13 protein-coding genes and 3 pseudogenes are annotated in these 15,134 nt (G+C 68.6%); 14 read left to right on the top strand and 2 right to left on the bottom strand.

Annotation, left to right across the window (positions count from 1 at the left end):
* Positions 1–252 precede the first annotated feature (252 nt).
* Together AB0D85_RS48455 and AB0D85_RS48450 are read right to left on the bottom strand one after the other, a co-directional pair.
* Positions 253–996 (bottom strand): class I SAM-dependent methyltransferase, encoded by a 744-nt coding sequence (locus AB0D85_RS48455; protein ID WP_362336751.1) that lies wholly within the window; start codon positions 994–996, stop codon positions 253–255.
* Positions 997–1,132: 136 nt separating this feature from the next.
* Positions 1,133–1,609 carry an Lrp/AsnC family transcriptional regulator gene (locus AB0D85_RS48450; RefSeq protein WP_362336748.1) on the bottom strand — a complete coding sequence of 159 codons (477 nt, stop codon included), beginning with the start codon at positions 1,607–1,609 and terminating at the stop codon, positions 1,133–1,135.
* 113 nt (positions 1,610–1,722) lie between these two features.
* Here AB0D85_RS48450 and AB0D85_RS48445 point away from each other — a divergent pair, with 113 nt between their 5' ends.
* From AB0D85_RS48445 to fumC, 14 genes and pseudogenes are all read left to right on the top strand, one after another.
* On the top strand, positions 1,723–2,280 hold the full coding sequence (locus AB0D85_RS48445; protein WP_362336745.1) for an alpha/beta fold hydrolase: 558 nt from the start codon (positions 1,723–1,725) through the stop codon (positions 2,278–2,280).
* Positions 2,281–2,557: 277 nt separating this feature from the next.
* Positions 2,558–3,031, top strand: a complete 474-nt coding sequence (locus AB0D85_RS48440) for a carboxymuconolactone decarboxylase family protein (protein ID WP_362336742.1) — start codon at positions 2,558–2,560, stop codon at positions 3,029–3,031.
* A 97-nt stretch (positions 3,032–3,128) separates the two neighbouring features.
* Complete coding sequence (locus AB0D85_RS48435) at positions 3,129–3,614, top strand: carboxymuconolactone decarboxylase family protein (RefSeq protein WP_362336739.1); 486 nt, start codon at positions 3,129–3,131, stop codon at positions 3,612–3,614.
* 76 nt (positions 3,615–3,690) lie between these two features.
* Positions 3,691–4,053: a DoxX family protein gene (locus AB0D85_RS48430; protein WP_362336736.1), complete on the top strand. Its 363-nt coding sequence runs from the start codon at positions 3,691–3,693 to the stop codon at positions 4,051–4,053.
* A 315-nt stretch (positions 4,054–4,368) separates the two neighbouring features.
* The gene (locus AB0D85_RS48425; protein ID WP_362336822.1) at positions 4,369–5,286 is read left to right on the top strand and encodes an RNA polymerase sigma-70 factor; all 918 of its coding nucleotides are present in this window, start codon (positions 4,369–4,371) and stop codon (positions 5,284–5,286) included.
* Positions 5,287–5,325: 39 nt separating this feature from the next.
* A pseudogene (locus AB0D85_RS48420) lies at positions 5,326–5,454 on the top strand (RacP protein); the annotation flags it as partial.
* Between the two features lie 56 nt (positions 5,455–5,510).
* A pseudogene (locus tag AB0D85_RS48415) lies at positions 5,511–5,774 on the top strand (transposase); the annotation flags it as partial.
* 125 nt (positions 5,775–5,899) lie between these two features.
* Positions 5,900–7,963, top strand: a pseudogene (locus AB0D85_RS48410) (DUF4158 domain-containing protein); the annotation flags it as partial.
* Positions 7,964–8,169: 206 nt separating this feature from the next.
* The gene (locus AB0D85_RS48405; RefSeq protein WP_362336734.1) at positions 8,170–8,616 is read left to right on the top strand and encodes a hypothetical protein; all 447 of its coding nucleotides are present in this window, start codon (positions 8,170–8,172) and stop codon (positions 8,614–8,616) included.
* 53 nt (positions 8,617–8,669) lie between these two features.
* Positions 8,670–9,509, top strand: coding sequence for a transposase family protein (locus tag AB0D85_RS48400; RefSeq protein WP_362336731.1), 840 nt, complete (start codon positions 8,670–8,672; stop codon positions 9,507–9,509).
* Between the two features lie 694 nt (positions 9,510–10,203).
* Positions 10,204–10,680, top strand: coding sequence for an acetate uptake transporter (locus AB0D85_RS48395; protein WP_362336728.1), 477 nt, complete (start codon positions 10,204–10,206; stop codon positions 10,678–10,680).
* 311 nt (positions 10,681–10,991) lie between these two features.
* On the top strand, positions 10,992–11,864 hold the full coding sequence (locus tag AB0D85_RS48390) for an SDR family oxidoreductase (protein ID WP_362336725.1): 873 nt from the start codon (positions 10,992–10,994) through the stop codon (positions 11,862–11,864).
* 146 nt (positions 11,865–12,010) lie between these two features.
* Entirely contained in the window at positions 12,011–13,666 is a 1,656-nt protein-coding gene (locus tag AB0D85_RS48385; protein ID WP_362336722.1) for an NAD-dependent malic enzyme, read from the top strand.
* The gene (fumC, locus tag AB0D85_RS48380) at positions 13,663–15,120 is read left to right on the top strand and encodes a class II fumarate hydratase (protein ID WP_362336719.1); all 1,458 of its coding nucleotides are present in this window, start codon (positions 13,663–13,665) and stop codon (positions 15,118–15,120) included. Before AB0D85_RS48385 ends, fumC begins: the two co-directional genes overlap by 4 nt.
* Positions 15,121–15,134: the final 14 nt, after the last annotated feature.

The raw sequence follows: 15,134 nt of genomic DNA, 5'->3' as shown, positions 1-15,134 counted from the left end.
ACGGCTGGCTCAATGGCCTCGGCATCCCCCATGTCGGCCCGCCCGGACCGCAGCAACCTGCCAACGGGTTCTTCGGCGCACTGCATGCGGACCACCAGGGACGGCAGCGTCGCCGACGACGTCGGTGCCCCGCCCGTTCGAGCGTTTCGCTTCGTCGAGGCCGACGTACGTGCAGCCCGGGGCGGGCGGTCCGTTCGTCAGACCGTGCGCCCCGGGGCGGGCGGTGTTGTGCGTGGGGTGGATCGGGCTGGTTCAGGCGCGGTTCGGGGTTTGGCGCAGGACCAAGGAGACGAAGCCCCAGGTGTCTCGGTATGCGTGTAGCCATTCGTTGCGGCGGGTGGTGGCCATTGTCAGTGCTTCGGTGCCGTCCGGGTGGTCGGGGTGGTCGAGGGCCCATGCGGCGAGTGAGCCCCAGCAGGCCCATTCGTAGTCGTCCAACTCGCGGCGGGTGCTGACATGCCCGTCGATGGGGGTCCATCCGTCCGCGACGACGCGGTCCACGGTGGTCGCGAGGTCGGTGAAGTCCCCGAGCATCTCGATGGCTTCGCGGGACGGGGCGTGTTGCCAGAATCCGTCGCCGATCAGGACACACCCGCCGGGGGCCAGGTGCTTGCGCGCTGCGGCGAGGGTGGGGAGCAGGCCGCCGAAGGCGTGCGCGGCTCCGAAGCTCAGGACGACGTCGAACGGCTCGGCACTGGTGAAGTCCTCGGCCTTCATGTGGTGCAGGACAAGGCGCTTTTCGACGCCGAGATCGGTCGCTGTGCTGCGGGCCTGGGCCAGGGCGTACTCGGAGATATCGACGCCCTCGGCGTGCAGGTGCGGGTGTGCGGCCAGGGCCCGCAAGAGCCACTCCCCTGAGCCGCAGCCGAGATCGAGTGCGCGCTCACTGCCGTGGGCAAGGCCGCGGTCCAGCAGTCGGCGGACCGAGTGGTCGTCGAGCGGGGACTTGATCGGGTGCTCGGCATGGGCGATCGCGGACATCTGTTCACGGTTCATCGGCGGAGCATGGCAGGGGCATTGGCCGCACGCACCTCGTTTTCCGTCGTGCTCTGGAGCCTTGCGGGGCAACCGCCGATCCACCGATGCCGCACCCCTCGCGGGCTTCCGGCCCGGTCGTGCGCTGTGGGGCGGATCACCGGGGCCGATCAAGGCTTCGGGTTCCTGCGTTGCCGGCGTCCCTCAGCGGCCTCGGGGGGTAGGCGCGCAGCACGAGGGAGGTAGTGACCGGGCCGTAGCGGGCGAGTGCGTCGACAACTTCCTCCAGGCGTCGCACCTGCGGGCAGTAGACATCGAAGATGAGGCAGTCCTCCCCGGTGACTCGCAGGGTGGAGGCGATCTCGGGTGTCCGGGAGGCGAGGTCCAGGGCGTGCGAGAGCTGGGCGTGGGTGGTGCGCAGCCGAATGACTGCATGGAGGTGCAGGCCGAGCGCCACCGGGTCGACGGCGGCACGGTAGCCGGTGATGACGCCGTGCTTCTCCAGTCGTTGGATGCATGCGCTGGCCGCGGGCTGGGAGAGCCCCACGCGTCGGCCTACCTCGGCGCCCGTCAGCCTGCCTTCGGCCTGAAGCAACTCAAGGATGTCCCGGTCGATCTGGTCGAGTGATTCCATCGTTGTCCGCACCATCTTCTTTGACATCACTTGCGCCGCGGCCACCGCCCCGATGCTTCCGCCAGGATCTGCAGCAGGCACCCCACCGGATCGCAGGGTTAACGAGTGAAACGGTGGGACGAGTGGTCGCGTACGTCATCATCCCCGGAATCGACGGGTCGGACGAGCAACACTGGCAGACCGTGTGGGAGCGTCAGCGGAGTGGATCGGCCGTGAGGATCTCCCCGACCTCGTGGTCCGAGCCCGATCTGGACGACTGGGTCGGCGCTGTCCAGGCGGCCTACGACCAGGCCTCCCGGCATGACAGCCAGGTGGTGCTGGTAGCCCACAGCCTGGGCTGCTGGGCGGCATCCACCTGGCTGAACAGGAACACGTCACGCCCCACGGGCAGCGCCTTCCTGGTCGCCCCGCCGGATCCGCGAGGGCCGGCGTTCCCACGCCAGACCGCCCCGACGTTCGCCGAGGTATCGGCACAGCCGCTGTTGACCCCGACCCTGGTCGTGGGCAGTAGCAACGACGCGTACTGCACCCCCGAGGCGGCCGTCGACCTCACGACGCGATGGGGAGCCCGATGGCACCTGGCCGGCGCCGTCGGACACATCAACTCCGCTGCGGGCCTGGGCCCATGGCAGCAAGGCCGTGAACTCCTGACCTCGCTGACCTCGCAATGATCACCGGCACAGGAACCTCGACCGAGAGGCGCCGAACGTGGTTCGGCCTCGGACACCGGGAACAGGGCGCGTCGCCGCGCACCGCTCGGCACAGCGCCACGCGGGATGAAGACGCTGACGCTTCCCCCACCTGACCCACACACATGACGCCAGTTCCACCCGCTGCGTGACACCCGTCCTCGGCGACGTAGGTCACACCCCCGGGCTGTCACACCGCCCGGGCCGCCGGCGTCTCCTGTTCGGCTTCGCCCGACGACGACTGTGCAAGGAGCGCACCATGACCGCTCGTTTGAGCTTGTTCGACACACCCAGCTCGGCCAAGGCCGCCGCCCAATTCGGCACGGCGAGCACGACCCTCCTGCAGGAGTCGAGCCTGCCCGCGGCCACCCAGAAACTCGTGCTGTTGCGGGCCAGCCAGGTCAACGGCGACAGCTACGCCACCGATGTCTGGGCCAAGAACGCCACAGCCGCCGGCGAGACCGCGGTCCGCCTCCACCTGGTCGCCGCCTGGCGCGAGTCCACCGTCTTCACCGACGCCGAACGCGCCGCCTTGGAACTCACCGAGCAGGGCACCCGCATCGCTGACGCGGCCGGCGCCGTCAGCGACGAGGCCTGGGCCGAGGCCGCCAAACACCACACCGAGGATCAACTGTCCGATCTGGTGGTGCTCATCGCCCTGATCAACGCGACCAACCGGATGAGCGTCATCACCCGGCAGCCCGGCGGCACCTACCAGCCCGACCGTCTCTAGAGGCCGCGGCGTCCGCAACGCGCCAACGCACAAAAGGACTTACGCAGCGCGGAAGTCCCGCGCGACACCCCCGCATCCACACTGAGGGACATCGACCATGGAACCCCGCTTCAACCTGCTGGACAACGCTCTCGGCGCCAAGATCGCCAAGCGGATCTACAACGTCGCTCTCGCGATCACCGACTCGCCGCTGCCCCAGGCCACCCAGAACCTGGTGATGCTGCGCGCCAGCCAGATCAACGGCTGCGGCTTCTGCGTCGACTACCACTCCACGGACGCCGCGGCCGCCGGCGAGACCGCAGTCCGCCTCCACCTGGTCGCCGCCTGGCACGAGTCCACCGTCTTCACCGACGCCGAACGCGCCGCGCTGGCGCTGACGGAGGAAGGCACCCGCCTCGCCGACACCGGCCTGGGCGTGTCCGTCCAGACCTGGACCAGCGCGCGCGAACACTACGACGACGACCAGATCGCCGCGCTGGTCTCCCTGATCGCCATGATCAACGCCAACAACCGGCTCAACGTGATCATCCGCAACCCCGGCGGCTCGTACCACAGCGGACAGTTCGCCGACATGGCCGACTGACCAGAAGACACCGCCCAGCCCGGGACCACCCACCCGGGCTGGGACATCGGCGCAACGACGACATCCAAGGAAGACCATGAACCTCGCCCTGTGGATCGCCGCCATCCTGCTCACCCTGGTCGCACTGACCGGCGGCATCACGAAGTCCTTCGTCCCGAAGCAGAAGCTCGCCACCATCCACGGCGCTGAATGGACCGCCGGATTCGGCGCCAACGCCATCAGAGCGCTGGGAGCAACCGAGCTCCTGGCCGCCCTCGGCCTGATCCTGCCCAGAGCCCTCGGCATCGCACCAGTGGTGGTCCCCGTGACCGCCACCTGCTGGATCGCCCTGATGGTCGGCGCAATGATCACCCACAGCCGTCTCGACCAGTACAAGCTCGTTGCGGTGAACGTCGTCTACCTCGCCATTGCGGCCTTCATCGCGGTGGGACGCTACTGACACAAGGAAGACGCCCGATCCGGTCGGACGCACCCGAGGCGGGGGCCGTCCCCGGCGAGCGCCGACGGAGCGCGCCTCGCCCATGGCGAACATGACCCAAGGGTGCCAGGCGGCGGCCGGGTTGACCTGCGCCACGGTCTCACCGGCCACACCCGTGCCGATGAGTGTCGATGCAAAAGGCCGAAGCCGTTGATCCGGCTCAGTCGCAACTGCATCCGCTGCCGACGTCACAAACCGGTGCCCGGCAGCGTCTCGTGTGCGAAACGAACAAGCGCGAACAGGCAGGAGCCCGGGATGATCGAGCACAACGAACCGATGCGTGACACGGCCGAATCCGACACCGAGCCTGCTGCCTTCGACCGCTGTGCAGACTCTGCCACCGAGACGTTCCTCGCCCACCGCAACCTGCTGTTCACAGTCGCCTACGAGATGCTCGGCTCCGCGGCGGACGCGGAGGACGTCCTACAGGAAACCTGGCTGCGCTGGGCAGACGTCGACCATGACACGGTGCGGGACCAGCGCGCCTACCTCGTCCAGATCACCACCCGCCAGGCGCTGACCCGGCTGCGAACGCTGCGCCGCCGTAAGGAGTCGTACCTCGGTCCCTGGCTGCCGGAGCCGCTGCTGACCTCCCCAGACGTAGCTGACGACGTCGAACTGGCCGACAGCGTGTCGATGGCGATGCTGCTGGTCTTGGAGACACTCAGGCCAACCGAGCGGGCGGTGTTCGTCCTGCGAGAGGTCTTCGACCTCGCCTACGACGAGATCGCCGAAGCCGTCGACAAGACCCAGGCCGCCGTCCGTCAGATCGCGCACCGGGCCCGATCCCACGTCGCGGCGCGCCGACCGCATGCCATCATGTCCCCCGCCGAGACCCGGGCTGTCCTCACCGCCTTCCGACAGGCCATCGAAACGGGCGACCCGCAGCGCCTGCTCGACATCATCGCGCCGGACATCGTCTTGCTGACCGACGGCGGAGGGGTCGTGCAGGCCGCGCTGGCCCCGGTCATCGGCGCCCACACCGTGGCAGACGTGCTGGGCCGGATCAACGCCGGCATGGAACTGCAGCCCACGCAGATCAACGGCTACCCGGCGCTCGTCCTGCGACTGCACGGAACGATCGACACCATCATGGCGGCACACGTCGCCGACGGCCTCATCACCGGCCTCTACGCCGTACGCAATCCCGAGAAGCTGTCGCGCATCGACCACGAAGCCGCCTTGAGCCGCTGAGCACCCAGCAGTCCGACCGAGACGGCTCTGGGCTCCTATCTCGAAACCGGCGTCGTCGCCCCGCACGCGGCCCTCCAGCCGAAGGGCCGCTGGATCAAGCACCTGAACACCCAGCTCAGCTCCGTCGAGTCCACCCTCGATGTGATCGCCGACTACACCGACGCCTGACCGGCGGGGCCGGCCGCGAAGCGGCCAGCCCCGCCCCGTCTCTGAGAGGAGGGAAGTTGCCGCGGCCACGCTGCTACCCCTCCGACACCTGGGACGACGAATGGGCCCTGATCGAGGCCCTGTTGCCGACACCGGCCTGCGAGACGACAACGGGGGGCCGTCCCGAGAAGCACCCCCACCGGGAGATCGTGGACGCGATCCGCTATGTCGTGGACACCGGCTGCAAGTGGCGGGCCCTGCCGAAGGACTTCCCGCCCTGGCGCACCTGTTACGGGTTCATGGCCCGCTGGGCTGCCGCCGGCGTCGTCGGACAGATCCGGGGGCTGAGGAACATCCGTGTCAGATCGTGCGCTAAGGGTTCGCTGGGCGGTTTGGTGCTTTGACCTGGGGTGATTGAGCGTCGGAGCCTTCGTGGGTCGTTGTTGTCGATCTTCGGAGAGCTGTTGTGGCGGTCGAGTTCCTGACGGATGAGCAGGCGGCCCGGTACGGGTCGTTCCACGAGGCGCCCTCGCGGGCGGAGCTGGAGCGGTACTTCTTCCTGGACGACGCGGACCGGGAGGCGGTGCAGGCCAAGCGCCGTTCACACAACCGGCTCGGGTTCGCGGTCCAGCTGACGAGCGTGCGGTTCCTGGGCCGGTTCATGTCAGACCCGCGGCAGGTGCCGGCGGAGGTGGCCGAGTACCTGGCCGGGCAGTTGGAGATCGCGGACGCCTCGTGCCTGAAGCTGTACGGCGAGCGGGACGGTACGGCCCGTACCCACGCTGGGGAGATCCAGGAGGCCGGGGGCTGGCGGGACTTCGCCGAGGTCCGCGAGGAGCTGGCGGGCTGGCTGGACGCGCGGACATGGACGACGGGGGACGGTCCGAAGGCGCTGTTCGACGCGGCGGGCTGGCTGCGCGAGGGTCGGGTGCTGCTGCCGGGGGCAAGCCGTCTGGCCCGGCTGGTGGGGGCGGTGCGGGAGGCGGCGAACCAGCGGTTGTGGGACACCCTCTACGGGATGCTGAGCGTCGGGCAGCAGGCGGTGCTGGACTGCCTGCTGACGGTGCCGCCCGGCGAGCGGGTCTCGGAGCTGGACCGGCTGCGGCGCGGACCGGTGCGGATCTCGGGCCCCCAGATGAAGCGGGCCCTGGAGCGGGCGGAGGAGATCGCCGCGCTCGGGATGGACGCCCTGGACGTGTCGGGGATACCGCCGCGGCGCCTGGCGGAATTGTCGCGGTACGGGGTGGAAGGCAAGGCGTCGCTGCTGCGTCGGCACTCGGATGCTCGGCGGCTGGCGACGCTGCTGGCCACCACGGTGTACCTCACGTCGCGGGCGGTGAATGACGCGCTGGACCTGCTGGAGGTCCTGATCGCGACGAAGCTGCTGGCCAGGGCGGAGCGCGAGAGCGCGAAGGAGAAACTGAAGACCTTGCCGCGCGTGGAGCGGGCGTCGGCGAAGCTGGCGACCGCGTTCCAGGTCGTGTTCGACACCACCTCCGAGCAGGTCGACACAGACACGGGGGAGATCGCGCCGCCGAAGGTGGCGAGCCTGGACGCGATGTGGGCGGAGATCGAGCAGGTGGTGCCCCGCCACGAGCTGGCCGCGGCGATCGCCGCGCTGTTCGAGCTGACTCCGCCGCTGGACTCCGACGCCGACGAGGCATGGCGGGCGATGCTGGTGGGCCGGTTCGGGACCGTCCGGCCGTTCCTGCGGCTGCTGGATAGCGTGGTGGACTTCGACGCCACCCCCGAGAGCGAGGCCGTGCTGAACGCGCTGCGGTCGCTGCCGGAGCTGATGGGCCGCAAGAAGGTGGGCCCGGCCGAGATCGACACCGGTCTGCTGACCGGGTCGTGGCGGCGCCTGGTGCTCTCGGCCCCGCACCTGGAGCCGGGCACGGCGGATTGGAAGGCGTACACGTTCTGCGTCCTGGAGCAGCTGCACCGGATGCTGCGGAGCAAGCAGGTGTTCGCGAAGAACTCGTCCAAGTGGGGCGACCCCAGGGCGAAGCTGCTGGCCGGTGAGGCGTGGGAGCAGGCCCGGCCGACCGTGCTGGCCTCGCTGAACCTGCCCGGTGAGGCGGGCGGGCACCTGGCGGCGCGGGCCGCGCTGCTGGACGGCACCTACCGGGAGGTCGCCGGCCGGGTCCCGGACAACGCGCAGATCGTCTTCGACGACGACGGGCGGCTGCACTTCGCGGCCCTGGAGCCGGAACCCGAACCGGCCTCCCTGCTGGACCTGCGGGTGGCTGTGAACGCGATGCTGCCGCGTGTGGACCTGCCCGAGGTGCTGCTGGAGGTGTTCTCCTGGACCGGCGCTGACCAGGCGTTCACCTCGGTCACCGGCGGCGAGGCGAGGCTGAAGGACCTGCACGTCACGATCGCCGCGCTGCTGGTCGCCCACGGTTGCAACGTCGGCTACACCCCGGTCCTGGGCGGCGTGGACGCGCTGAAGTACGGGCGGCTGTCCCACGTCGACCAGACGTACCTGCGGCTGGCGACCTACCGGGCCGCGAACGCCGCCCTCATTGAGCGGTGTGCATCATGAAGTCGCAGGTCACGGGACTGGCGTGAATGGCGAGTTACGTACTCCTGCCGGTCGGCTGCCGATGACCATGGCGTAGATCATCGGGCAGGTCCGGCTCCGGCGTGATGCCGGGTTCGGCTGCACCCACGACCGGCCCCCGGCTACGATCCGTGAGCAGGTCGGCACGCCGCGAGAAAGCGGGAGGGCGCGGGATGCAGGAGACGCTGTGGATCACCGCCCGTCGGAGCGAACTAGAAGCCCTCGCCGAGGAGTTGGCCAAGCAACTCCAGGAGGTCCAGGCCGAGCGGGATGAACCGGCGATCGCGGAGCGCGTGTTGAACCGCCTGGCCGAGCAGGCTCGGGCTGACGCCGGGCCTGTCGCTCCGGTACCGGCGAAGGTGGCCGGGCGGGCAGTCCTGCTCATCCCGCACCGCAGCGACGCGGCCGACGAGGGCGCACTGCCCGGCGACTACCGCAAGATCCTGGCGATCGTGCGGGAGGCCGACTGCCCGGTGCAGGTCAGGGCGGTTGGCGAGCGGCTGGGTCTGGACGCCTCGGTGCGCGGCAAGCTGGAACCTCTGCGGGCGAAGATGACCAAGCTCGCCGACCGCGGCTGGCTACACAAACGCCCTGACGGGCAGTTCACCGCACGTCTGTAGCCGCGCGAGGCCGGGGTGTAACTGACCGACCCCCGGCGGCAGTTGAGTTTGGTGTGAAGAAAAACAACAGTTCCGTCGAGGGCCCTGACGGCCTTGTCTACACCGCCCGCCTGCCTCTGTCGAGTGCCACCCTGCACTGGCTCGCCGGCCTGATACGCGGCCACTTGAAGAAGATCGGCTCGCGGTGGCGGGCCCTGTCCGCAGGGAAGATCGCCGCCATCGTGTTGGCGGTGCTGCGCTGTGACCAGCGGCCGGGTGATCTGGCCGGCGGCAACGGGATACACCGCACGACCGTGACACGGTGGGTCAGGGAGGCCGTCGGCCTGCTGGCCGCCCGCGCCCCACGCGTGGACCGGGCCCTGAAGAAGATCACCCGCACGGGCGGCGGAGTCGTACTGCTGGACGGCACGTTGGTCCGCACACGGCGGCGCACCGGGACACAGAACCGGAAGAACTACTCCGGCAAGCACAAACACCATGGCCTGCTCGTGATCGCGCTCACCGACGACAAGGGCCGACTGCTCTGGGTCTCGGCGGCCCGGCCCGGGCGGACCTCGGAGATCACCGCCTGCCGTCACGACAAGCTCACACAGAAGTTGCGGGCGGCCGGGCTCGGAGCCATCGCCGACCTGGGATTCATCGGACTCGACGACAGTGATTCCGACGCCGACCCGGCGGTGATCACCGGATACAAGGCCGCCCGGAACCGGCCGCTGACGCGAGGGCAGAAGCTGTCCAACAAGGCATTGGCGGCCGTCCGGGCGCCGGTCGAACGCGGGTTTGCCCACCTGAAGAACTGGCGCGTCCTCGGCAAGATACGCACCGACCCGAAGTGGGCGACCGCCCTGGTGAGGGCGCTGCTGGTCCTGACAAACCGCGAAGTCGCCCGCTGACCGACGATCTTGACCGAAGTCATCCGCCCACGACCAGCCTGAGCATCCTGAACCCCGCGCATACCAAGCCCCGTGACCAGCAAATTCACCACACCGCTCATCCGCCTACGACGCCCAGGTCGCCGCACGCCTACCGCAAGGGCGCCGATGCAACAAGGCGGCCAACCTCGTCACCGAAACGGACGAGGGCCCCGAGGACATCATCATGCGCATGCTCGAAGGAGACCTCCTTCCGGCCTGTGAGTACAAGCCCTGGTACGTAGACCACAGGCCATGGGTCAAGCTCTTCGCCCCGGCGCTCGCCGCAGCCGCCGCAGACACGGACATCCCAGACTCGGAAGCGAGCGCGGAAGGTGACGCCGCGGACGCCCCGACAGAGGCTGCGCCGGACACCGACCAAGCTCGCCGCAGGTAGAGGACGGAACAGGTGCATCGCCGCGGAAACCCGCCTCTCGAACCACCAAGAGGAGGGCCAAGTGACCATCGACTCCGACCACCTGTGCGCCCACCCCGGCGAACGGCGCGACGTAGCTCGATGCGCGGCCACATACCTTCACCGGACCTACGACACGGCGCGCCAGCCATCGGTAGCGGCACCTTCCAACTCGGCGAGAAAACCAGCGGTCCAACCGTCGATGGCTTGTCAAGCGGCCACCACACCCACTGCCGATCATCCAGCGTGGCATCGGGATGCGTGGCAAGCAGGCTCGGCGCCACCGCTTTCACCGTGCTGGGCGCGTTCTGGCTGTGCTTCGTGGTCTACGCCAGGTTCGTCATCGTTACTCTGCCCGCTGAACAGGTGCACACGGGGACGGGTCATTTCCTGCTGCCGTGGGCAGTGATCCTCCTCGTCCTCACGCTTGCGGCAGTTCGAACGACGGCCGTGCTCCTGGCCGCATTCATCACCACCACCATCAACGTTTCCCTCCTCACGGCAGGCGAGTTCGTCGAATCCACCACGTTGATCAGGGTTGCGAGCGGCTTCGGCTTCCTCACCGCGGCGCTCGGCCTATACGGTGCGTTCGCGGGCCTCGTCAACGGAACATGGGGCCGACATGTGGTCCCGACCTACCCGGACCCGGGCAAACGCCTCGAATGGCTTGCCCGCAGCAAGCCACGCCCTACGTCGGTGACCTCGTCGGCGGCGGAGAACCCTGAGTTCTCCCACTGAGCCGCGGTGCAACGTGAGCTCCGGGTGAGATACCGAAACGGCGGCGGGCCGGGCCGGGTTCGCTGAGTTGCTGGGAGCCGCATGCGGCCCCAGACTGGACATTAGGTACGGCGTGGGGGCCGCCGGGGCCCGATCTGAAGATCCTGGTGGCGCTGCGTGTGGCAGGCGGCTTCGAGGTTCGACCGCAGCCGCCTCACCCAGCCTCACCGTCTCCAAGCCACCGTGAGGTGCCTGCCGTTGAGCGTTTCCCGCAGTGTGCCGGTCCCTGAAGCGCCGTGGAGCGACGGAGGACGCGAAAGGAACGACTCCACATGGCGAATTCAGCATTCAAGGACCTGAAGAAGGTCCTCATAACGGGAGCAGGCACCGGCTTCGGGTTCGAGGCCGCCATGCGCCTCGCCGAGAAGGGCTTCGACGTGATCGCCGGGGTGGAGATCTACGCACAGGTGCAGACGCTGAAATGGCAGGCGGCGCAGCGCGGAGTCAAACTTCAGGTCGTGAAGCTCGACGTCACGAACGACGGAGACCGCCACAAGGCCCTCGACTGGGGTGTGGAGATCCTGGTGAACAACGCCGGAGTGGGCGAGGGTGGCTCCACGGTCGACATTCCCGAGGCGAACATCCGGCACCAGTTCGAGGTCAACGTCACGGGTCCGCTGGTCCTCACCCAGGGCATCGTCAAGCAGATGATCAGGCGCGGGGCCGGCCGCGTCGTGTGGGTGTCCTCCCGGGAGGGCCTGAACGTCAATCCCTTCACCGGCATCTACTCCGCCTCGAAGCACGCGATCGAGGCCATCGCCGAGACCATGGCCTACGAGTTGCAGGAGCACAACATCGAAGTCGCCACGGTCAACCCGGGCCCCTTCCTGACCGGCTTCAACGACCGCATGTTCCAGACCTGGGAGAGCTGGGAGGACGACCCCTCGCAGCGCCTCTTCGACTACTCCAAGCTCGCCTTCCCCCGCCCGCAGTTCGACCCGGAAGCGGTGTTCGCCACGCTGACGGCCGTTGCCGCCGGGGAGGTCGACAGCTACCGCAACCTGGAGCCCAAATCGATGCTTGAGGAGACCAAGCAGCTCCAGGCGGTTCCCTGGGAGCGCAAGGTCACGGACGGCCTCGGGACCCGGCACCCGGCCATCCAGCACTCCTACGAGATGAAGCCCGAGACTCCCGTGACCGTCTAGGAGCCGAGGACCGCGGCACGGGCGGCCGTGGACGCAAAGCAAGGGCGCGGCGGGAACCGACCCGGGGCCCGGGACGGTTTCCCGCCGTGTGGGGCCGTGCTCGCTCATGAGCGCGCAGCACTCGCAACAGCTGGAGGTAGACCACGATGCGTGTCAAGCCGACCGTGCTGCAGGATCGCTATCACAATCGCGGTACCGCGTACACGCTGGCGGAGCGGGCGAGGCTGGGGATCACGGGGCGGCTGCCGGCAGCGGTGGAGACCCTCGACGCGCAGGCCCGCCGGGCCTACGCACAACTGCTGCAGCAGCCTTCCGACCTGCACAAGTACATCTACCTCAACGAGGTCCACGACCGGAACCAGGTGCTGTACTTCAAGCTGCTCGCCGAACATCTGGAGGAGCTGCTCCCGGTCGTCTACGACCCCACGGTCGGCGAGGCGATCGAGAAGTGGTCGGTCGACTACCGCGACTCGCGCGCGGTGTACCTGTCGATCGATCGCGCGGACGACATGAAGGCCTCGTTCCAGTCGCTGGGCCTCGGCGCGGACGATGTCGATCTGATCGTCGTCTCCGATGCCCAGGAGATCCTGGGCATCGGAGACTGGGGCGTCAACGGGACGGACATCTCCATCGGGAAACTCGCCGTCTACACGGCCGCCGCGGGCATCGACCCCAGCCGCGTCATCGCCGTGAACCTCGACGTGGGGACGGACAACGAGCAGTTGCTCAACAATCCGTCCTATCTGGGCAACCGGCACGCACGGATCAGCGGCCGGCGCTACGACGACTTCATCGCCCGGTACCTTCAGACCGTGTCCGAGCTGTTTCCGAACGCGCTCCTGCACTTCGAGGACTTCGGGCCGTCGAACGCCCGGCGGATCCTGGTGGAGAACACCGACAACTACCGGATCTTCAACGACGACATGCAGGGCACCGGCGCGATCGTGATGGCCTCGGTGTTCTCGGCCCTGAAAGTCACCGGAGGACGCTGGCCGGAGCAGCGGCTCGTCGTGTTCGGGGCGGGCACCGCCGGCACCGGCATGGCCGACCAGATCCACGCGGCGATGCTCAGGGACGGCGCGACCCCCGAGCAGGCGAAGAAGAACATCTGGCTGATCGACATCCACGGCCTGGTGACCGATGACATGCCGGACCTCCCCGACTATCAGCAGGTCTACGCGCGGCCGAAGTCCGAGGTCGGCGGGTGGGGCGACGGTGAGATCGATCTTCTCACCACGATCCGACACGTCAAGCCCACCATCCTCATCGGTACCTCCACGGCCCACGGCGCGTTCACCGAGGACGTCGTGCGGGCGCTGGCGGAGGGGGTCGAGCGCCCGATCCTGCTGCCCTTGTCGAATCCGACGAGTCGTATCGAGGTCATGCCGTCGGACGCGGTGCCCTGGACCGACGGCAGGGCGCTGATGGCGGTCGGCATTCCGGTCGAGCCGGTGCAGTACAAGGGGATCTCCTACGAGATCGGGCAGGCGAACAACGCCCTCCTGTACCCGGGGCTCGGTCTCGGCACGATCGTGTCCGGTGCCAGCCGTGTCACGGACAACATGCTGCTCGCCGCCGCCGAGGCGGTCGCGAGCCAGGTCGATGTGTCGGCGCCCGGAGCATCGCTCCTGCCGCCGGTCGCGAACCTGAGGGCCTCGTCCGCGACGGTCGCGGTCGCCGTCGCCAGAGCCGCGGCAGCGGACGGTGTCGCGACAAAGTCCCACGACAACCTCATCCAGGCGGTCCAGGACGCGATGTGGGACCCGGTCTACGACCCGGACGACCTGGAGGGCGGGCCATGAGCGACAACCGGTCGACCCCGGAGATGAAGGATCTGCCGATCGGGATCCAGGCCGGTGGGACCCGGGAGGAATTCGACAGTATGGGCACGGTCGACGTGCCGGCAGACCGGTACTGGGGGGCGCAGACGCAGCGCTCGCTCCTCCACTTCTCCATCGGCGGCGACCGGATGCCGAAGGAGGTGTACCACGCCTACGGCTACGTGAAGAAGGCGGCAGCGCTCGTCAACGCTGCCGCCGGACGGCTGCCCGCCTGGAAGGAGCAGGCCATCGTGCGGGCGGCGGAGGAGGCCATCGCGGGCAGGCTCGACGACCACTTTCCGCTCTACGTCTGGCAGACGGGGTCGGGCACCCAGAGCAACATGAACGTCAACGAGGTCATCTCCAACCGTGCGTCGCAGTTGCTCGGCGGCACGCTCGGGACCCAGCAGCCGGTAGCCCCGAACGACGACGTCAACATGGGGCAGTCCAGCAACGACAGCTTCCCCACCGCGATGCACGTCGCCTCCGTCCAGGAGATCGACGAACACCTGCTGCCGCAGGCCCGGGAACTCGCCGCGTCCATCGAGGCGAAGGCCGCGGAATGGGCCGAGGTCGTCAAGATCGGCCGCACGCACCTGGAGGACGCCGTACCGCTCACCGTCGGGCAGGAGTGGTCCGGCTACGCGGCGCAACTGCGGGCCTGCATCGAGGAGATCGAGCACAGCCGTGCTGGCCTGCTCGAACTCGCGCTGGGAGGCACCGCCGTCGGCACGGGGCTGAACGCGCCCGAAGGCTTCAGCCGCGACGTCGCCGCCAAGATCGCTGAGCTGACCAGCAAGTCGTTCGTCACGGCCGAGAACAAGTTCATGGCACAGGGGTCCCTGGACCCGATGGTGCGGGCGCACGGCGCGCTGCGCGGACTGGCCGTCGCCCTGATGAAGATCGCCAACGACATGCGGTGGCTGGCCTCGGGCCCGCGTACCGGCTTCGCGGAACTGGAGCTCCCGCAGAACGAACCCGGTTCCTCGATCATGCCCGGCAAGGTCAACCCGACCCAGTGCGAAGCCATCGTCATGATCGCCATCCAGGTGCTCGGCAACGACACGGCGGTCGCCTTCGCCGGCAGCCAGGGCAACTTCGAGCTGAACGCCATGCGCCCGGTGATCATCAACAACTTCCTCCATTCCACGCGCATCCTCGCCGACGGCATGGAGAAGTTCCGCACCTTCTCCGTCAGCGGTACGCAACTCAACCGGGAGAGGATCGGACAGTACGTGGAGGAGAGCTTGATGCTGGTCACGGCTCTGAGCCCCGTCATCGGGTACCAGAACGCGGCACACATCGCCGAAGCCGCGCTGGCCCATGACCAGACGCTCAGGGAGGCCGCGCTGGCAAGCGGTCACGTCGACGAGAAGACGTTCGACTCCGTCGTCGACCCCCTTGCCATGGTCGGCCACGGCGCGTCCGGCGCCTGACACGAGGCTTCTCA

Origin of the sequence: Streptomyces sp. NPDC048277 (assembly GCF_040652235.1) — a bacterium.
Taxonomy (GTDB): Bacteria; Actinomycetota; Actinomycetes; order Streptomycetales; family Streptomycetaceae; genus Streptomyces.
Note: the sequence above shows the minus strand (reverse complement) of the source record. Positions and strands in the feature narration are given on the sequence as shown.